Source organism: Pseudomonas sp. LB3P93, from assembly GCF_054898025.1.
The window spans coordinates 5093107-5112369 of sequence record NZ_CM142713.1 but is presented as its reverse complement, the minus strand read 5'-3'; the positions used below and the strand labels follow the sequence as shown (position 1 = coordinate 5112369).

17 protein-coding genes are annotated in these 19263 nt (G+C 61.0%); 5 read left to right on the top strand and 12 right to left on the bottom strand.

What is annotated here, in order from left to right:
- Positions 1–259: 259 nt before the first annotated feature.
- The 3 genes from ACYZT8_RS23260 to ACYZT8_RS23250 form a co-directional block, all read right to left on the bottom strand.
- Positions 260–1591, bottom strand: a complete 1332-nt coding sequence (locus tag ACYZT8_RS23260) for a sigma-54-dependent transcriptional regulator (RefSeq protein WP_461976271.1) — start codon at positions 1589–1591, stop codon at positions 260–262.
- Positions 1585–3351 carry a sensor histidine kinase gene (locus ACYZT8_RS23255; protein ID WP_461976269.1) on the bottom strand — a complete coding sequence of 589 codons (1767 nt, stop codon included), beginning with the start codon at positions 3349–3351 and terminating at the stop codon, positions 1585–1587. Before ACYZT8_RS23255 ends, ACYZT8_RS23260 begins: the two co-directional genes overlap by 7 nt.
- Before the next feature lie 161 nt (positions 3352–3512).
- Positions 3513–5036 (bottom strand): fumarate hydratase, encoded by a 1524-nt coding sequence (locus ACYZT8_RS23250; RefSeq protein ID WP_461976267.1) that lies wholly within the window; start codon positions 5034–5036, stop codon positions 3513–3515.
- Between the two features lie 493 nt (positions 5037–5529).
- Here ACYZT8_RS23250 and ACYZT8_RS23245 point away from each other — a divergent pair, with 493 nt between their 5' ends.
- The 3 genes from ACYZT8_RS23245 (at position 5530) to ACYZT8_RS23235 (ending at position 8444) form a co-directional block, all read left to right on the top strand.
- Entirely contained in the window at positions 5530–6636 is a 1107-nt protein-coding gene (locus tag ACYZT8_RS23245) for a GGDEF domain-containing protein (RefSeq protein WP_461976265.1), read from the top strand.
- Complete coding sequence (locus ACYZT8_RS23240; RefSeq protein ID WP_461976263.1) at positions 6629–7564, top strand: iron-sulfur-binding ferredoxin reductase; 936 nt, start codon at positions 6629–6631, stop codon at positions 7562–7564. The genes ACYZT8_RS23245 and ACYZT8_RS23240 overlap by 8 nt, the downstream gene beginning before the upstream one ends.
- Positions 7565–7694: 130 nt before the next feature.
- Positions 7695–8444: an enoyl-CoA hydratase-related protein gene (locus tag ACYZT8_RS23235; RefSeq protein ID WP_461976261.1), complete on the top strand. Its 750-nt coding sequence runs from the start codon at positions 7695–7697 to the stop codon at positions 8442–8444.
- 207 nt (positions 8445–8651) lie between these two features.
- On the opposite strand, the gene pyk is transcribed toward ACYZT8_RS23235, so the two are convergent.
- Complete coding sequence (gene pyk, locus ACYZT8_RS23230) at positions 8652–10103, bottom strand: pyruvate kinase (protein ID WP_461955422.1); 1452 nt, start codon at positions 10101–10103, stop codon at positions 8652–8654.
- A gap of 157 nt (positions 10104–10260) precedes the next feature.
- On the opposite strand from pyk, the gene ACYZT8_RS23225 reads away from it, so the two are divergent.
- Both ACYZT8_RS23225 and ACYZT8_RS23220 read left to right on the top strand, forming a co-directional pair.
- Complete coding sequence (locus ACYZT8_RS23225; protein WP_461976259.1) at positions 10261–10644, top strand: tetratricopeptide repeat protein; 384 nt, start codon at positions 10261–10263, stop codon at positions 10642–10644.
- Positions 10645–10888: 244 nt separating this feature from the next.
- The gene (locus ACYZT8_RS23220) at positions 10889–11248 is read left to right on the top strand and encodes a PilZ domain-containing protein (RefSeq protein ID WP_461976257.1); all 360 of its coding nucleotides are present in this window, start codon (positions 10889–10891) and stop codon (positions 11246–11248) included.
- 147 nt (positions 11249–11395) lie between these two features.
- Here the strand turns inward: ACYZT8_RS23220 and ACYZT8_RS23215 are convergent, their stop codons facing one another.
- The 8 genes from ACYZT8_RS23215 to ACYZT8_RS23180 all read right to left on the bottom strand — a co-directional run bounded on the left by ACYZT8_RS23215 (position 11396) and on the right by ACYZT8_RS23180 (position 19112).
- On the bottom strand, positions 11396–11779 hold the full coding sequence (locus tag ACYZT8_RS23215; protein WP_461976255.1) for a DUF6124 family protein: 384 nt from the start codon (positions 11777–11779) through the stop codon (positions 11396–11398).
- A gap of 259 nt (positions 11780–12038) precedes the next feature.
- Positions 12039–12257 (bottom strand): hypothetical protein, encoded by a 219-nt coding sequence (locus ACYZT8_RS23210; RefSeq protein WP_461976253.1) that lies wholly within the window; start codon positions 12255–12257, stop codon positions 12039–12041.
- Positions 12258–12395: 138 nt separating this feature from the next.
- On the bottom strand, positions 12396–13727 hold the full coding sequence (locus ACYZT8_RS23205) for a DUF58 domain-containing protein (protein WP_461976250.1): 1332 nt from the start codon (positions 13725–13727) through the stop codon (positions 12396–12398).
- Positions 13724–14725, bottom strand: coding sequence for an AAA family ATPase (locus ACYZT8_RS23200; RefSeq protein WP_461976248.1), 1002 nt, complete (start codon positions 14723–14725; stop codon positions 13724–13726). The genes ACYZT8_RS23205 and ACYZT8_RS23200 overlap by 4 nt, the downstream gene beginning before the upstream one ends.
- On the bottom strand, positions 14722–15885 hold the full coding sequence (locus tag ACYZT8_RS23195; RefSeq protein ID WP_461976246.1) for a DUF4350 domain-containing protein: 1164 nt from the start codon (positions 15883–15885) through the stop codon (positions 14722–14724). Before ACYZT8_RS23195 ends, ACYZT8_RS23200 begins: the two co-directional genes overlap by 4 nt.
- The gene (locus ACYZT8_RS23190) at positions 15882–17426 is read right to left on the bottom strand and encodes a DUF4129 domain-containing protein (protein ID WP_461976244.1); all 1545 of its coding nucleotides are present in this window, start codon (positions 17424–17426) and stop codon (positions 15882–15884) included. The genes ACYZT8_RS23195 and ACYZT8_RS23190 overlap by 4 nt, the downstream gene beginning before the upstream one ends.
- Positions 17413–18390 carry a stage II sporulation protein M gene (locus ACYZT8_RS23185; RefSeq protein WP_461976242.1) on the bottom strand — a complete coding sequence of 326 codons (978 nt, stop codon included), beginning with the start codon at positions 18388–18390 and terminating at the stop codon, positions 17413–17415. Before ACYZT8_RS23185 ends, ACYZT8_RS23190 begins: the two co-directional genes overlap by 14 nt.
- Positions 18387–19112 (bottom strand): RDD family protein, encoded by a 726-nt coding sequence (locus ACYZT8_RS23180; RefSeq protein WP_461976240.1) that lies wholly within the window; start codon positions 19110–19112, stop codon positions 18387–18389. Before ACYZT8_RS23180 ends, ACYZT8_RS23185 begins: the two co-directional genes overlap by 4 nt.
- Between the last annotated feature and the right edge of the window lie 151 nt (positions 19113–19263).

The following is a 19263-nucleotide window of genomic DNA, read 5'->3' as shown; positions in this document are numbered from 1 at the left end:
CGTTTAATTGTTTTTGTGGAGCGCGTTGAAACGCAGCCTGACTGGGCTATAGCAGGAGGTGTGCCAATCGGAGGAGGGCCGGTTTAGAGGGGGTAGGACGATTTGTTGAGCGGATAGTCGCTCAGGGTTTATATGCGGATGAGCGGATTTCCGCCTATTGATCGTTCCCACGCTCCGCGTGGGAATGCAGCCCGTGACGCTCCGCGTCACTGGACGCGGAGCGTCCCTTGAGGCATTCCCACGCGGAGCGTGGGAACGATCATTCGCCGAAGAACATCTCCCGCGTCAATCCATGCCGCTGCATCTTTTCATTGAAGGTCCGACGCGGCAGTTGCAGTTCTTCAAGCACCGCTTTCACATCGCCTTTATGCCGGGTCAACGCCGATCGCAGGCAATGCGCTTCAAACGCTTCCGCCTGCGCCGCCAGCGACTGCCCGGGATCAATTCCGACCGGTTCCGGCTCACCCAACCCCAGCACCTGCCGCTCAGCAACGTTCGCCAGTTCGCGCACATTGCCCGGCCAGTCGTGGCTCAGCAGATGGCTCAACTGCGGGCCACTCAATGGAGGAAATGTCCGCCCCAAACGCTCGGCGGCATTCTGCGCAAACGATTCGAACAACAACGGAATGTCTTCACGCCGTTCGCGCAAGGGCGGCAGGCGCAATTCAGCCACGTTCAGGCGATACGCCAAATCTTCACGAAACCGCCCGGCCCGCGCCTCATCCAGCAGATCAGGTTTGGTCGCGGCAATGATGCGCAAATCCACGCGAATGCTCTGATTGGAACCCAGTCGCTCAAGCTTCTGCTCCTGCAACACCCGCAGCAATTTCACTTGCTGGGCCAGCGGCATGCTTTCGATTTCATCGAGAAACAGCGTGCCGCCGTCGGCGTATTCGAGCTTGCCGATTCGCTTGCCCGAAGCGCCGGTGAACGCGCCGCTCTCGTGGCCAAACAGCTCAGCCTCGAATAACTGCTCAGGAATCGCCGCGCAATTCAACGCCACAAACGGCTTGTCGGCACGCGGCCCGAAGTCGTGCAGGCAGCGGGCGACCAGCTCTTTGCCGCTGCCGGTTTCACCCCGGATCACCACGTTGACCGGCAGCGCCGCCAGGTCCAGCACCTGCCGACGCAACGTCTGCAAGCCACGGGACACGCCCAGCAGCGTCGCGTCGAGTTTGGCGCGATTGTCCGCCAGCTCATGCAGCGCGCGGTTTTCCAGCACCAGCCGACGCTTGTCCAACGCCCTGCGCAAACTGCTCAGGAGGGTTTCCGGGCTGAAGGGTTTTTCGAGAAAGTCATACGCGCCGTCGCGCATCGCTTCGACCGCCATCGGCACATCACCGTGGCCGGTCAGCAGAATCACTGGCAAGTCGGCATCGCGCCGCTGAACTTCGGCCAGCAGCTCCAGCCCGTTCATGCCGGGCATGCGCACGTCGCTGAGGATCACGCCCGGGAAGTGGCTGGGCAATTGCGCCAGGCACTCATCGGCGCGGCTGAACAGCTGCACCTCAAAACCCGACAGGCTCAGCCATTGTTCAACGGCGCTGCGAATGCTGCTTTCGTCGTCGACCACCATCACTGAGTTCAGCATGGGCCGGGAGCCTCCAGGTCGATGGGCAAGGTCACGGTGAACACCGCGCCATTGTCGTGATTGTCGGCGCTCAAGCGACCGCCCGATTCGTGAACGATGGCAAAGGATACGGCCAAGCCAAGGCCCAGGCCATCACCCACCGGTTTGGTGGTGAAGAACGGATCGAACACGTTCGGCAGATGCTCTTCGGCGATGCCGCCACCGTTGTCGGTAACGGTCAGGCGCCAGAGTTGCTCGTCGGCTTCGAGGCGGATTTCCAGGCGTTTGCAGGGTTTGTCCTGCATCGCGTCCAGCGCATTACGCAGGAGATTGATCAGCACCTGTTCCAGCCGAATCGCGTCGCCGCGCACCCACGCCGGACGCGTCAGGTGCAGCACGGTGCTGACCTGCTCATCACGCAAGCGCGCGTCGAGTAATTGCAGCGATTGGTCCACCACCGCCGCCAAATCCAGTCGTTCGCGTAAGCCACTGGGGCTTTTGCGGGCGAAGGTTTTCAGGTGGCCGGTGAGGGCGGCCATGCGCGTGAGCATGTCGTCCACCGGTTTCAGCGCTTTGTAAGCATCATCGACCCGGCCGTGATCGAGCAGCAGGCGCAACGTCGCGAGTTGCATGCGCTGGGCGGTCAGCGGCTGATTGATTTCGTGGGCGAGGGCGGCGGACATCTGGCCGAGGGCCGCGAGTTTGGCCGATTGCACCAGACCGTCCTGAGCGGTGCGCAGGTCGCGGGTGCGCTCTTCCACCAATTGTTCGAGTTCTTCACGGCTGCGCTGGCGCATCTTGGCCAGACGCCAGCGCTGGTTGAGGAACAGCAACAGAAACACCAGCGCCAGCCACAGCCCGGCAGCGGCGAGCGCGGCGTTGCGGCTGTCTTCGAACGCGACTTGCGGGCGGCGCAGCAAGTGCAAGGTCCAGCCTTCCGTGGTCAGCGGCAGGGATTCCCACAGGTAATTCGCCGTGCCGTCAGGACCGACGACGCGGGTCAGATCACTGTTATCGTCGAAGCGCTGCAACGATTGATAATCCAGCGGTGTCAGCGGTTGTTTGTCGTATTGGCGGGTGACCTTGAGCTCGGCATGATCGCTGTCGTTCAAGGGTTTCAACAGGCGATAGCGCCAGCCCGGCTGGTTGGCGATGAAGATGATTCCACGTGCATCGCTGACCAGCAGCGTGTCGCTGCCTTGACGCCATTCGCGTTCCAGTTCTGGAAACTCGAGCTTGACCACCATCGCGCCGAGGAACTCGCCGCTGTCGCTGGTCACCGCGCTGGACAGGAAATACCCCGGAATGCCGCTGGTGACGCCCACGGCATAAAAGCGCCCGGTGCCTTGGGTGCGGGTCTGGCTGAAATAGGGGCGAAAACCGTAGTTGTGGCCGACGTAACTGCTGGGCAAACGCCAATTGCTGGCGGCCACGGCCAGGCCGGTGCGGTCGAGCAGTTCCAGGGTCGAGGACTGCGCAGCGCCGTTGATTTTTTCCAGTTTGCGGTTCAGCGCAAGCTGCTGTTCGGGGCCCACTTCACCGTTCAGCGCGCCGCGCAACTCCGGGTCCAGCGCCAGCACGGCGGGGAGGGCGCGGTAGCGATCAATCAGGGTGTGCAGGGAATTGGCGTAGAGCGCCAATTGCTGATTGGCACGCGCGGCGTCTTCGACCAGCGCTTGGCGTTCGGTGTGACGCAGGGCAAAACCGGCAGCCAGTGCGGCTCCAGCTAAGATAAAGATTGTGTATAGAGTTATGCGCAAAGAGCGAGAAGACTCAAACATGCCGGGGATTACACAAGTCTGCGGAGGGCGCGAACCATATCACGACGAAGTCGAGCATTCCCATGCTGAAATCCACCACCTTCGACATAGATATGCAAGGCAAATAAAAAAGGCGGCAAGAGCATAGCTCCTGCCGCCTTTTTATTAGTTAGCCAAAGCGCTTATTGCACTTCAATCGCCAGGCTTTCACTGATCTTTTGCTGCCAGATGGCAGGACCGGTGATGTGTACCGACTCGCCTTTGCTGTCGACAGCAACCGTCACAGGCATGTCTTTGACGTCGAACTCGTAGATCGCTTCCATGCCCAGTTCGGCGAAAGCCACCACGCGGGATTTCTTGATGGCTTGCGCCACCAGGTAAGCCGCGCCGCCCACTGCCATCAGGTAAACGGCTTTGTGGTCCTTGATCGCTTCGATCGCGGTCGGGCCGCGCTCGGATTTGCCGATCATGCCCAACAGGCCGGTTTGCTCGAGGATCTGACGGGTGAACTTGTCCATCCGCGTCGCGGTAGTCGGACCGGCAGGGCCAACCACTTCTTCGCGCACCGGATCAACCGGGCCGACGTAGTAGATGAAGCGACCTTTCAGGTCCACCGGCAAGGTTTCACCCTTGTTCAGCATCTCGACCATGCGCTTGTGCGCAGCATCGCGACCGGTGAGCATTTTGCCGTTGAGCAGGACGGTTTCGCCCGGCTTCCAGCTCTGCACGTCTTCCGGGGTCAGCGTGTCGAGGTTGACGCGACGGGCCGACGGACCGGCTTCCCAGACGATTTCCGGATAGGCGTCCAACGGTGGCGCTTCCAGCGAAGCCGGGCCGGAACCGTCAAGCACGAAGTGGGCGTGACGGGTGGCGGCGCAGTTCGGGATCATGCACACCGGCAACGAAGCGGCGTGGGTCGGGTAATCCATGATCTTCACGTCGAGCACGGTGGTCAGGCCACCGAGGCCCTGGGCGCCGATGCCCAGTTGGTTGACCTTCTCGAACAGCTCCAGACGCATCTCTTCGATACGGTTGGACGGGCCGCGCTTCTTCAGCTCGTGGATGTCGATGGATTCCATCAACACTTCTTTGGCCATGACAGCGGCTTTCTCGGCGGTGCCGCCGATGCCGATGCCGAGCATGCCCGGTGGGCACCAGCCGGCGCCCATGGTCGGAACGGTCTTCAATACCCAGTCGACGATCGAGTCGGACGGGTTGAGCATGGCCATTTTCGACTTGTTTTCGGAACCGCCGCCCTTGGCCGCCACGTCCACTTCCACGGTGTTACCCGGAACGATGGAGTAGTGGATAACGGCCGGGGTGTTGTCCTTGGTGTTTTTGCGAGCGCCCGCCGGGTCGGCGAGGATCGAGGCACGCAGGACGTTTTCCGGCAGGTTGTAAGCCCGGCGCACGCCTTCGTTGATCATGTCGTCCAGGCCCATGGTGGCGCCATCCCAACGCACGTCCATGCCTACGCGCACGAACACGGTAACGATGCCGGTGTCTTGGCAGATCGGGCGGTGGCCGGTGGCGCACATGCGCGAGTTGATCAGGATTTGTGCCATCGAATCACGAGCTGCCGGCGATTCTTCGCGCAGGTAGGCCTCGTGCATCGCCTGGATGAAGTCAACGGGGTGGTAATAGGAAATGAACTGCAGGGCGTCGGCAACGCTCTGAATCAGGTCGTCTTGCTTGATCACGGTCATGAGTCGCGCTCCTCTAAAATTCGGGAACATTCAATAAGGTGCCTGCGGCTTGGGTGCATCGGTCGGTCGCAAGCACCTTTCAAGGCACGCCGGGCATGCTGGCGCGACGCTAAAAAGGCGCGGCAGTATACCGCGCCTCGGTTCCGGGCACACCCGCCGACAGTCAATCGTTGGTCGCATAACACCACGATCCTTGTAGCAGCTGGCGAAGCCTGCGTTCGGCGGCGAAGCCGTCGTGAGACCGGGCACCTTGGCGTGTCAGACAGACCATGACCACAGGTTTTACGACGGCTTCGCCGCCGAACGCAGGCTTCGCCAGCTGCTACAGGGACCGTGTAAGGAACCAGGATTCACGCGAAAACGGGACATGCTTTTGACGCCAGTTTTCTGCCCCGAAAATTGAATGGTCATTTATCAGACACCCCACTAAAGTGGCATTCGGTCTGTAGAGTAGGACACTCGATCAGCCTCCTTTCGCACGGTGAGTCAACGATTGACCCATAACGCCATCCAACGGCTTTTGCTCAAACGCTTTGCCCTCGCAGCCGGCACCTACGCCCTGGCTTTGGTATTGCTGTGGCTGGCGTTTTTCACCGGGCATTACGATGAACCGCTGGCCAGCGTGGCCATCGGCAGTGCGCTGGTGGTGATCACTCAGGCGACGTTATTCGCGCTGTTTTACAGCGGCTGCAACCTGCGATTTTCCGACCCGAGCCTGACCGAAGCGCAGATCCTGATGGGCCTGGGCTGGCAGACGTGGCTGATTGCCAATCTGGATGAGGCTCGCGGCGCGTTCCTGGTGTTCTACCTGCTGATCATGTTGTTCGGGCTGTTCCATCTTTCGCGTCGTGCGTTTGTGCGCTGCGCGCTGCTGGTGTTTTTCAGTTTCAGCGCGATCACGTTGTGGGAGGGTTACCACTTCGAATTGACCGACCCGGCGCTCGCCGCATTGCAGGTGTGCGTGCTGTTCATCGTGCTGATCTGGCTGGAACTGTATGCCCGTTACGTCCAGGCTTCGCGCCAGCGTATGCGCCAACGACGGTTTGCCTTGCAGGCGCACCAGGACACCCTGCGCGGAATGATGCGCCAGCTCGAAGACCTGGTTGCCACCGACGAACTCACCGGGCTGTTCAATCGCCGGCATTTCCTGCGCCTGGCCTCTCGCGAGCTGAACGCGATGGACGCCGGTGTGGTGCATGGCCTGGCGTTGATCGACCTCGACCACTTCAAACGCATCAACGACGTTCACGGCCACGCCGCGGGCGATCAAGTGCTGCAAGCCTTCGCCGCCGTGGCCATGGCCTGCCTGCGCGAGGGTGACGTACTGGCCCGTTATGGCGGCGAAGAGTTCGTGGTGCTGTTGCCCGACTGCAATGCCGAACGCCTGACGTCCTGTTGTGAGCGGCTGCGCATCGCGTTCACCGATGTCGAACTGATCGGACTCAACGTCGCCCACCTCAGCTTGTCCGCCGGCATGACCTTGCTGGAACTGGGCGATGATCTCGACGACGCCTTGCAACGCGCCGATCAGGCGCTTTACCGCGCCAAGCGTGACGGTCGCAACCGATGCGCGGCGGCGTGGGAGAACGTCGATGCCTGAGTTGCGCGTCGGCGAGCGTCACTGGTTGGTGGCGCCGGGCAGCAACCTGCTCGATGCCCTGAATCAGAACGGCGTGGCCGTGCCTTACAGTTGCCGCGCCGGCAGTTGCCATGCGTGCCTGGTGCAATGCGTTCAAGGCTTACCCAGCGACAGCCGTCCCGATGCCTTGAGCGCCGATCAGCGTCAGCAAGGCTGGCGACTGGCGTGCCAATGCCAAATCATCGAAGACCTGCAGGTGCATACCTTCGATCCGCAAGTCGACGGCCGCCCGGCACAGGTCGCCGCCGTCGATTGGCTGAGCGCCAGCGTGTTGCGTCTGCGTCTGACTCCTGAGCGACCGATGCGCTACAGCGCCGGGCAGCATCTGGTGTTGTGGGCGGGCAAAGTCGCACGGCCTTACTCCTTGGCCAGCCTGCCGGAAGAAGACCGCTTTCTGGAGTTTCACCTCGACTGTCGGCAGCCGGGGGAGTTCAGCGACGCGGCCCGACAGCTGAAAATCGGTGACCCGATCCGCCTCGGCGAACTGCGCGGCGGGGCGCTGCACTACGACCCGGACTGGAACACCCGGCCACTGTGGCTGATGGCCGCCGGCACGGGGTTGGGGCCGTTGTTCGGTGTGCTGCGCGAAGCGTTGCGTCAGGATCACCAAGGCGCCATCCGCGTCATTCACCTGGCCCATGATGCCAGCGAGCACTACCTGTCCAAACCCCTGCAAGCCATGTGCGATGTGCGTGAAAACCTCAGTCTCGAATGCTGGACCCCGGCCGAGTTGCCGCAGGCGTTGGCGCAACTGCGGCTTGTTTCCCGGCAAACACTGGCCTTAGTCTGCGGAGCCCCCGACAGTGTCGACGCCTTCGCCCGGCGTTTGTACCTGGCCGGATTGCCGCGCAACCAACTGCTGGCGGATGTCTTTGTTCCCCGTGGTTGAGCGCTGATTTTGTGGCGAGCGAGCTTGCTCGCGTTGGGCTGCGCAGCGGCCCCAAAATTTTGTGAGCGCTGCGCACTCAAGCGCGAGCAAGCTCGCTCGCCACAGTTGACCTCTCAGATCAGGACTCGCCATGACCGATGCCATCCAGCTTGAACGCGAACGCGGCCTGCTGACCCTGCGCCTGAACCGCCCCGACAAGAAAAACGCCCTGACCCGCGCCATGTACAGCCACCTGGCCGAAGCGCTGAAACAGGCCGACACCGATCCCGAAATCAACGCCGTGCTGATCACCGGCAACGCCGAGTGCTTCACCGCCGGCAACGACATCGCCGACTTCATCCAGCAACCGCCGAACAACCTCGACAGCCCGGTGTTCCACTTCATGCTCAACTTGCTGGAGTGCCGCAAACCGGTGATCGCCGCCGTGGCGGGCGCGGCGGTGGGGATCGGCACGACGATGTTGCTGCATTGCGATCTGGTGTACGTCAGTCGTGATGCGCGGTTGCGCATGCCGTTCGTGAATCTCGGGTTGTGCCCTGAGTTTGGTTCCAGCCTGATCCTGCCGCGACTGCTCGGGCATGCCAAAGCGGCGGAGTTGCTGCTGCTCGGAGAGAGCTTCAGCGGTGAACAAGCCGCTGCTTGGGGCATTGCGACCGAGGCACTGGGCAGTGGCGAAGACGCGTTGGCCAAGGCGCGGGAGATGGCGTTGCGGTTCGAATCGTTGCCGCCGGAAGCGGTGCGGATCAGCAAGCAATTGATGAAAGCCCCGGACCGGGAACAGCTGCGTAAAGTCATAGAGGAAGAGGGCGCGTTGTTCACCCAGCGGTTGCGCTCGCCTGAGGCGATGGCGGCGTTGTCAGCCTTTATCAAACGGCATTGAATAATGCGGTGACTGGGCCGGCCCCTTCGCGGGCAAGCCCGCTCCCACAGGTTTTGCATTGGGTTCCGATTTTGTGGGCGACCTCACTCCCTGTGGGAGCGGGCTTGCCCGCGAAGGCGTTAGCCCAGGCTATACATCTTCTGGATCAGAAACCAAAAAGCCCCGCCATTCACATGGCAGGGCTTTTGTTTTTCAGCAACCGGTCACTCAGACCATCGGATCGCCAACGTGCAGGATTTTCATCCCGTTGGTGCCGCCGATGGTGTGGTAGCTGTCGCCCTTGGTCAGGATGACCCAGTCGCCTTTCTCGACTACGCCGCGCTTGAGCAACTCGTCGATCGCGGCCTGGCTGACTTGCTCAGGCGGCAACGATGCCGGGTCGAACGGTACGGTGTAGACACCACGGAACATGGCCGCGCGGGCCTGTGTTTCGCGGTGCGGGGAGAACGCGTAGATCGGCACCGAAGAACGGATGCGCGACATGATCAACGGCGTGTAGCCACTTTCGGTCAAGGCGATGATCGCCTTCACGCCCGGGAAGTGGTTGGCGGTGTACATGGCCGCCAGGGCGATGCTCTGGTCGCAGCTTTCGAAGACCTTGCCGATGCGGTGGCTGGAGGTCTTGCTGGTCGGGTGCTTTTCAGCGCCGACGCAGATGCGCGCCATCGCTTGCACAGCTTCCAGCGGATACAGGCCGGCAGCACTTTCCGCGGAGAGCATCACGGCGTCGGTGTAGTCGAGCACAGCGTTGGCCACGTCGGACACTTCGGCGCGGGTCGGCATCGGGTTCTGGATCATCGACTCCATCATCTGGGTCGCGACGATCACAGCCTTGTTGTGGCGGCGTGCATGCAGAATGATTTTCTTCTGGATGCCCACCAGCTCGGCGTCGCCGATTTCCACACCGAGGTCACCACGAGCCACCATCACCGCGTCGGACGCTTCGATCAGGGCATCGAGGGTGTCGTCGTCGGCCACGGCTTCGGCGCGTTCGATCTTCGCCACCAGCCAGGCGGTACCGCCGGCTTCGTCGCGCAGTTGACGGGCGTATTCCATGTCGGCGGCGTCACGCGGGAAGGACACGGCAAGGTAGTCGACCTGCATTTCGGCAGCGAGCTTGATGTCGGCCTTGTCTTTCTCGGTCAGGGCCGGCGCCGTCAGGCCACCGCCGCGACGGTTGATGCCTTTATGGTCGGACAGCGGGCCGCCGATCAGCACGGTGCAGTTCAGTTCGGTGGCGGTGGCGGTATCAACGCGCATCACCACACGGCCGTCGTCGAGCAGCAGCTCGTCGCCCACGCCGCAGTCCTTGACCAGGTCCGGGTAGTCGATGCCGACCACTTGCTGGTTGCCTTCGGTCAGAGGGTGGCTGGTGGAGAAGGTGAATTGATCACCGATCTTCAGCTCGATCTTCTTGTTGGCGAATTTGGCAATACGGATTTTCGGGCCTTGCAGGTCACCCAGCAGGGCAACGAAGCGGCCGTGCTTGGCAGCGAGGTCCCGCACCAGCTTCGCGCGAGCCTTGTGCTCGTCGGGGGTGCCGTGGGAGAAGTTCAGGCGGGCGACGTCCAGGCCAGCCAGAATCAGCTGTTCGAGAACTTCCGGCGAGTTACTGGCCGGGCCAAGGGTAGCGACGATTTTGGTACGACGGACGGACATGCAAAGACTCCTGAGTTCAAGCGCTGAGTGAGGCTACTATGGTCCGGGGATGTAGTCATTGTTCGTTTGCACTACTTATTCGTTTATATCTTTAACCGAACATTCCTGAAGATTTTTGCTCACGGGTCGATACAGAGCTCAAGACAGGAGAACCCCCATGCGATTCGTGCCCATTGCCGCCCTTGCCCTCAGCGTTCTCAGCGTCACGGGCTGTACCCGTTGGTCGATGAACCATCATTTGAATAACGCCTACAGCGCGTACGATCGCGGCAATTGCGAGCAGGTGATGCTCGAACTGTCGAAAGTCGAACGCTCCAGCCGTGCGCGGCCTTATGTGTGGCCGGAAGTGTCGATGATGCGCGGCCTGTGCCTGGAACGGCAGAAGCTGTTCATTGATGCGGCGCAGACGTACCAGTACATCATCGCGTCCTACCCGCAGAGCGAATACGCCTACCGCGCCCGTGCGCGTCTGGAGACCTTGCAGAGCCTGGGTCATTACCCGATGCGCAGTGCAGCGGCCGTGCGCCCGACGCAGTTCTGATTGCAGCTGTCATGCAAAGGCTGGCCGCCCTGCGGTGGTGAGCTATAGTCGAAGAGATCGGTTTTAGAGCCTTGTTTCTAAACCGAGGTCATACCTGTGATCGGCAGCAATAAGCGTCAGCGGTTTCATGGACTGACGCACCGGGATCGGGGAGAGCGCGCCAGGCTTTTCGACAAGAGCAATAACAGGCACGTTCCGAAGCATTAGTGCGGCCCTGCTTAAGGGCCTTGCTGGGCCATTGCGCATGTTTACCGACCGCCGGATCGAGCGGCATCAACTGCCGTATTTTCTGAAAGTGTTCAACAGCGTCACCGACAAACCCATCGGCTTCCTGGGCAATGTGTCCGCCGACGGGCTGATGCTCATCAGCCAGTTGCCCATGATGGTGGGCGTCGACTTTGACCTGCGTTTGAAAATCCCCACCCTCGACGGTTGCCAGCAGATCATTGACCTGACGGCGTGTTGTCTGTGGTGCCACGAAGACGAAACCCCCCACCATTACGACGCCGGGTTCAGCCTGCAACGGGCACCGCCGGAGTATGGGCAATTGGTGGAGGCGTTGACGCAGTACTTCAGTTTTCAGCCGTTGCCTGCCTCGGCGTGAGCCCTGCGGTGCTTTCACTACCGCCATCGCGGGCAAGCCCGCTCCCACAGTGTCTGGCGTCGTTCGCAAAACGTGTGTACGCCGCAGAACCCTGTGGGAGCGAGCTTGCTCGCGATGGCGTCAGATCAGGCGCCTGATATCTAAAGCTCAGGTCACTTTGATCGCCTTCTCGTTATCCAGCGACCGCTCCACCAGCATCAACCCCAACTCACTCATCCGGTAAATCGCCATCGCCAGATGCCGCGGCTTGTCTTCCAGGCTGTCGGCCAGGTCGAGTAGCAACGTGCTGACCGTAGAAAAGGTTTCGTAGGTCTCGATGGTCAGGGCCTCGGGATTGGCATCGTGGACAACGGTGAACATTTTCATGGAGCGTTCCTCGGTGGTGCGTTCGTTAGCAAAGCACGATTTGGTGTTTTTTTGAGTGAGATAGTGGCTCAGAGCTTTTTGGGCGGCCGCATGAAGTTTTTTTGGATCGAAAGTGGCATAGGGTGAGCACGGAGGCTCGGAAGGGTCAGGTATAGCCTTCGACATTGGGTTACTCCTTGTTGGATCGCTGATGAGCAGCGATAGGAGAACCTTAAATCGGGATGACCCTCGACCGCAGTCAGTCGGGGGCATCGCAGGTTGTAGGCAGATGCGCCTGGTTATGTAGCCGTTGTACCGCTGCTTGAATGTACGTGTAGGACCAGAGTGAATGCGGACTTTAACCATGACCATAAGCCACTGCTAAAGCGTTTATCTCCACTGCGTCACTCTTAGCTTTGGGCAAAAGGTCTAGAAACTTGAATGCCTACTCACCTTTGAAATCAGTTGATACAGAGAGAAGTGCCAAAGAGATAAATTCTTGATTTTGATCCAGTGTTTCTAGCACATCTCTTACGTGACCTGCGACTTCGATCGCACCTCTCTGCTCAGCCCAGATAGTGAGCTCATCTATAGCCGCCCCCAGTGCCAGCAGGTTCTGGTTGATTTTGGTTAGTACAGAGGCGAATAGATATTTATCGTCCATGATTTACTCCTTGCTAGCTCTTTGGTTTTTCGGATTTTTACAATCATTGAAAGTATTAACTGCAGCGTTGCACATCGCCGTTACCTGACATTGCCACGTTTTTTTACCAAGGAATGGCTACTTCCACGACTATCGCTATTACATCGCTCCTGATTTCTTCCACCCTAAATACCGCGTCACCAACTCGGCCCCCAATTCTGAGGGCCGGGCATCCACCACCGGCACTCCATGAGCACTCAACCGCTCATGGAGTTGCGCCCGGTCATTCAGGTAATCCACCGTCCCGCAATAGGCCAGCGCTTCCGGCAAGGTTTGCACCGGCGCGTGCCGCAAATTGTCGAGCAAGTCTTCGCGCAGGCTCGCCACCAGCACCCGATGCAGTTTGCTCAGGCGTTTGACGGCGGTCAGCAGTTCTTCGTCGTCTTCATCTCGCAAGTTGGTGACCAGCACCACCAGTGCCCGACGTTTTTGTCGGGCCAGGAGTTGCGTGGCGGCGGCCTGGTAGTCGGCCGGGCGTTGGGTGCTGTCGAGGTCGTAGACAGTGTTGAGCAATACGTTGAGCTGGCCCGTGCCTTTGACCGGGGCGAGGTAATGCGGTCGGTCGCTGGCGAAGGTGCTCAGGCCCACCGCATCGCCCTGGCGCAGGGCGATGTAGCTGAGCAACAGGCAGGCATTGAGGGCGTGATCGAAATGGGCGAGTTCGCCGTCCTGGCTGCGCATCCGGCGGCCGCAATCGAGCATGAAAATGATCTGCTGGTCGCGTTCGTCCTGATACTCACGGGCGATGGGTGTGCGTTGGCGGGCGGTGGCTTTCCAGTCGATCTGGCGCAGGCTGTCGCCTTCGCGGAATTCGCGCAGTTGATGGAATTCCAGACCCAGGCCGCGACGTTGGCGCTGGCGCACGCCGAGTTGGCTGAGCCAGTTATCCACCGCCAGCAGTTCACCGCCGTAGAGGCGGGCGAAGTCGGGGTAGACGCGGGTGTTGTCGACCACGTTCAGCAGGCGTTTGCCGGACCATAAACCCAAGGGGCTCGGCAGGTTGATTTCGCAGTGTTCGAAGGTGAAGTGGCCGCGCTTGAGGGGGCGCAGTCGGTAGCCAACCAGGCTTTGTTGTCCGGGTTGGAGTTCGACCTCCAGTGGCAGGTTTTCGAAGCTCAGGCTTTGCGGAACATGGTCGAAGATCTGAATGTTCAGGAGGTGACTGAAGTCATGTTCGACCTCCAGTCGCACTTCACTCCATCGACCGAGTGCGAGGCTGCCGGGCATTTGCCGGTGTACGCGAGGCGAGGGCAAACGCTTGAGGCGAATGGCGTCGAGAACGGCCAGAGCCAGCAGCGCCAGCAACAATCCCCAGTTGATCGACAACAGGCGCGACGGTACGTCGAATTCCAGTGCTCGCAATGTGCCCAGCACGATGCCGATGGCCAGCAGGATGGCGAGCCAGATCAGCAACAGGCGTGACGGTTTCACAAACGCGGCGCCGGCACTTGATCGAGCAACTGCTTGAGCACTTGATCGACGTCCAGCCCTTCGATGTCGAGTTCCGGTGCAATGCGCACGCGATGACGCAGCACCGCCAGGGCGCAGCCTTTGATGTCATCCGGAATCACGAATTCGCCACCGCGCAGCAACGCCCGGGCGCGGGCGCAACGCACCAAGGCAATGGAGGCGCGTGGCCCGGCGCCGAGGGTCAGGCCCGGCCAGGTGCGGGTGGTGCGGGCCAGGCGCACGGCGTAATCGAGGACTTGGTCGTCCAGCGGCAGATCGCTGGCAATGCGCTGCAAGGCCAGCACGTCCTTGGCTTGCAACACGGTTCGCAGCGGTTGCACGTCGAGCATGTCGGCACGGGTCGAACGGCTGACCTGGCGCACCATGTTCAGCTCTTGCTCGGCGTCGGGGTAATCCATGCGCACCTTGAGCATGAAGCGATCAAGCTCGGCTTCGGGCAGTGGATACGTGCCTTCCTGCTCGATCGGGTTTTGCGTGGCGAGCACCATGAACGGTTGCACGATGGGCAAGGCGCGACCTTCGAGGGTGACTTGGCGTTCCTGCATGGCTTCCAGCAGCGCGGCCTGGGTTTTCGCCGGGGCGCGGTTGATCTCGTCGGCCAGCAGCAGGTTGGTGAACAGCGGACCTTTGCGCAGTTTGAACTGCTCGGTGTTCAGGTCGTAGACCGCGTGCCCGGTGACGTCGCTGGGCATCAGGTCCGGGGTGAACTGGATGCGCGCGAACTCACCGCCGAAGCAGCGGGCGAGGGCGCGCACCAGCAGGGTTTTGCCCAAGCCTGGCACGCCTTCAAGCAACACGTGGCCGCCCGCGATCAGCGCAGTGAGGACGTCGTCGATCACGCTGTTCTGGCCGATCACGGCTTTCTGCAACTCATTGCGCACGGCCTGGGCCAACTGACTGGCACGCTGGCGTTGCTGGGCGGCGTGGGTCGCGCTGCCGGGCTCGATCTGTTGACTCATAGCGTGTTCCTCAAGGTTTGCAGGTGCGCGACCTGACGGCTGAAATCAGCGCTGGACAGCCGCTGCTTCGGTCGCGGGCTCATCGCCTGGCTGATGGCGCGAGTGGGTTGGCCGGTCAGGCGCGCGAGCACCAGCCATTGCTCGGCAACGCCGAGTTGTTCGAAACCGGGATGACGGCGCCGCACACGCCGCAGAATGTCTTGTTGCAAAGCTTGCAGCAGGTGCTGCTGGCCGTTGCGGCGCAACATGAAATCGGCGCTGGCGCGCAGGTGTTCCTGAAGTTGCCTGCGACCTTTCGCAGCCGGTTCCAGTAGCGGGCCATGGCGCACCGCGACATGCCAGAGCGCAAGACCGATCAGGGCGATGAGGGCGACCAACGCCTGAGGAAAGTTTCGCAGCAGCAAAGTCAGCAGGCTGTCGTGATCGGTGTTGAACAGCAGGGTCACGCTCGTGTCGGCGGTCAGGTACCAGAGCAGCCAGGCGTTGTCGTAATCGCCGATATCCGGGGTTTTCCACAGGTCGGCGTCGGTGACCACGGTGATCGAACCGAGCCCGTGGTTCAGCTGCATCATGTGCGTGGCCTTGCCGCTGTTGGCCCAGGCCTGCGCGAGGTTTTTCGGGTCTTCGAGGTGGAACGCGGTATCGAAGCTGGCGTAGGCCGGCGCGTCCTCATCTTCCAGATACAACTTGGTCAGTTTGGGGTAGGGGTCGTCGAGGGGATCCGGCGGCGGGTCCTTGAGGTCTTTGCTCAGCGACTGGTGCAGCTGCACGCGATCGAGCAGCAGGTCATTGCTCTGGCCGGTCTTTTCATCCCACAGCGACTGGGCGACAAACAGCAGACGCCCGCCGGCCCGGGTCCAGTTCATCACCTGATCAATCTGGCGCGGTGTCATGTTGTAGCGATCGCCGAGCAGCAACAGGCTGTGTTGATGCGGATCGAGGGTGGGCAGCACGTCGAGGCTGTTGGCATGGCCGACGGTCAGGCCCTGTTTACGCAGGAAATGCTCGGCGGCCAGATAGGGATTGGCCTGGGCCTCGGGTGTGGGGCCGTGATCGATTTCTGCCTGATAGGGCGTAGCCTTCAGGTACAGATAAACACTCAGCGCGCCCACCAGCACGGTGAAGAACACACCGACCGAAAGCCACAAGCGCCGGCTCAACGGGCCCCTCCCGGGCCGAACAATGTTCGCCAGCCGTCACACAGTTCCTGTTGCAAATGCGCGGGTGGCAGGCGATGCCCGTAGGCCATGTTCTGCCAGTGCCCGGTCAAGGTTTTGCTGAAGGCGAGCAAGGCCGGTTGGTGCAGTTGCTCGACGCGTTGCAGCACTTCGCCTTCGGTGTCGGCGGGTTTGAGCGCCATGTTGTGGTCGTGCAGCAAATGGCTGAGCAGGGCGCGATAAAGCAGCCCGAGGGCCGCGCGCGGGTTGGTTTGCCACAGGCTTTCGGCGCTGGCGGCAATGTCGGCGGGCAGGGTTTCGCAGCTCAGGTCCAGGCCGAACGCTTGCTGCGGCAACGGGCGTGCGGCTTTACGGTTTAACACCGGCCGACGGCTGACGAACGCCAGCAACCAATCGCGGTAACGCCAGATCAACACGCCGACGCCACCGATTACCGCACCCCACAGCAGCACTTCGATCAAGTTGGCGAGAAAGCTGAACCGCTGACTGTCGAGCAGACTGGCGAGTGCCTTCAGCCATTCAGGTGTTTTCCCGTCGTCCGGGGTTTTGGTGTCGGGTTTGTCTTCGCCAAATCGATAGCGGGTCACCGTTTCCTTGTTCTTGAACGGCGGCTGATCGAGGAGGGTTTTGATGCTGTCTCTGGAGGCCTGGCTGGTCAGCGGTTGGTCCAGCAGGCGGGGGCTGTCCGGGGTAATGACCGGCTCGGTGGCCCAGATGTTTTGCGTTGTCGGCACCAGCAGGATAACCGCCAGCAGCAGAGTGATCGCCGTAGTGTTGAGGCGTTGGCGTAATCGGCGGAACACCAGTTCGATGTCCCAGGCTTCGAGTACCGTGCGCCGATTCAGGTAAAGGCTGAAGCCGCAGGCCACGTATATCGGTTCCCAGACAATCAGCACCATCACGTAAAAGGCATTGGTCAGGTGTTCCAGCCAGTTCCAGTCCTGCACGGCGGCAGTAATCAAGGTCTGCCAGCTCCAGTCGAGTTCGACCTGCTGTGGCAGGAACATGTAGAACAGCACCATCAAGCCAATCCACAGTGCGCTTTCCAGATGCACACCGATGATGGTCAACCACTGCGCGGCGCCGGCGTTGCGCTGCAGCAGCACCCGCAAGCGCTGTTGTCGTTCGTCACCCGCCAGGCCTTCGAGTTGCACCACCGGCATCAGAAAACTGCGGCTCAGGCTCAGGCGTCGCCAGGTCAGGCTGGCCAGCAGTTGCGGCTTGAGCAGGCTCGGCCATTGGCGCAGCGCCTGTTTCAAGGTGGGTGTTTCACCAAACATGGCTTTGGACAGGATGTACAACGGCAGCCGCTCGAACGCCGGTTTCAACCACCAGAAGATGAACACGACGAGGGAGGGTGAATCCCACAGAAAAAAGGTAAGCAGGGCGAAGATTGGCACGGTGATGATGGCCCAACTGGTCATCAGCAATCGCCGATGGCGCTGGCTCAACAGCACGCCCAGGTCCATGGCTTCCCAGGTGGTGCGCGGGCGGATCACAACCGTGGCGTCACTCAGGCGCATGGCGGGTTCGTCCGGCGAACAGCAGGTAAGTTGCCACCAACAACCAAAGCGCCGCGCCGACCAGGTATTTGGTCAGGGGGGCTGGCGCAGTCATCGACGACCAATAGGCTTCGATAAACGCGGCAATCAACAGAAACAGCATGACGCCGCAGATCAGCAACACGCTTTTGCGCGCCGCCAGTCGCAATGCTTCGGCGCGGGGCAGGCGCCCCGGTGCGATCAACGCCCAGCCCAGTTGCAGGCCGGCGGCCCCGGCCAGGGCGATGGCGCTCAGTTCGAACGCGCCGTGACCGATCACGAACGACCAGAAGGTTTGCCCGAAGCCGATGTGCGTCAGGTGCCCGGCCACCGCGCCGATCATCAAACCATTGAACAACAGGAAAAACGCGCTGCCCAGGCCAAACAGCAAACCGCTGGCGAAGGTCTGAAAGGCGATGCCGATGTTGTGCATGATGTAGTAACCGAACATTACCCAGTCTTCACTGGCGGCGCGTTCCGCCGAACGGCCCAAATGACCGGCGACCGGGTCGTACATGCTCTGCAGCTCATTGACCTGCTCGGTGGGGATCAGGTTGTAGACCAGGTCCGGGAACAGATACACCAGCAGCGCGAAGCCGATCAGGCTGCCAAAAAACATCAGGCCGGCGGCGAGCACGAAGCGCCATTGTTCGCGCACCAGTCGCGGGAAACCGGCAAGGATGAAGCCCAGTATGTTGGCGCCCAGTCGACTGCGATGCCGATAAAGCTGTTGATGCCCGCGTAGCGCTTGTTGTTGCAATGAGTCGATCAGGAAACTGCTGTAACCGCGCTCCTGAGCCAGTGCCAAATGCTGGCATAGTCGTCGATAGTCTTTCGGGAAATCGGCGATTCCGGATGCTTCCTTGCCGCGCTCCAGCTGTACGAGCATCAGGGAAAACTGCTCCCATTCGGCCTTGTGGCGATTTTCGAAAAGGCTTTGCTTCATGCGGGCCCCAACAAACCACGGGCGATGCCGTTGAGTTCAGCCACAGCGCGTGGTTCAGAAACCTGCAACGGTTGGGCAAGGATGGACGCGAGTTCATGGGTCCGCGCCTGGGAGAGTTCACTCTGGCGTTCGGCAAACCCGAGGATGGCCCGTTGTTCGGGTAGTGTCAGGGCAAAGGCCGCGCGTCGAGGCGGGACGTCGGGCAGTTGTGGTCGGGTTAGCGGTTGTTCGCGGTAGATGACCAGCGTGCCGGCGGCCAGGTCGCCGAGGCGTTTGAAGGAGGGGTGTTGCAGGCAGCTGATGGCACCCAGGAAGTAGCCAAACGGCAACAGGTCGACGAATCGCAACAGATTGCGCAACAGCGAGGCAGACCATCCGATCGGCGTGCCGTCGTCCTGCACAACGCGCAACCCCATCCATTGTTTGCCCGGTGAACGGCCTTGATTCAGCACCTCGAACAGCACCATGTACCACCAGCTGACCCCGAACAACAGGATCGAGCCCAGCCCGGCGCCGAGTTTTCCGAGAAACGCCAGAACGATAAACAGCACGCCGAGAATCAGACCGCGCAACCCGAGGTCGATGGAGAAGGCCAGCGCACGCACCATCAACCCGGCCGGGCGCAGTGGCAAGTCGATGCCTTCGGGCGTTTCGACTTGATACCGCGTATCCAGTGGCGGGGACAGCGTCGCTTTCCTTGGCAGTGCTGTGGTCTCGAGCATGGGCAACCTTGATGTGGCCTGTTCGGGATTCGATGTCTGTCCGATGCTAGCAGCCTCTCGGGGGGAAACGACATAACTATGTATTGCACGGTGAGTGGCCAGAGGTGATTGAATGACAGATTACTGGCCGGGGCGGGATGTGAACGCCTAG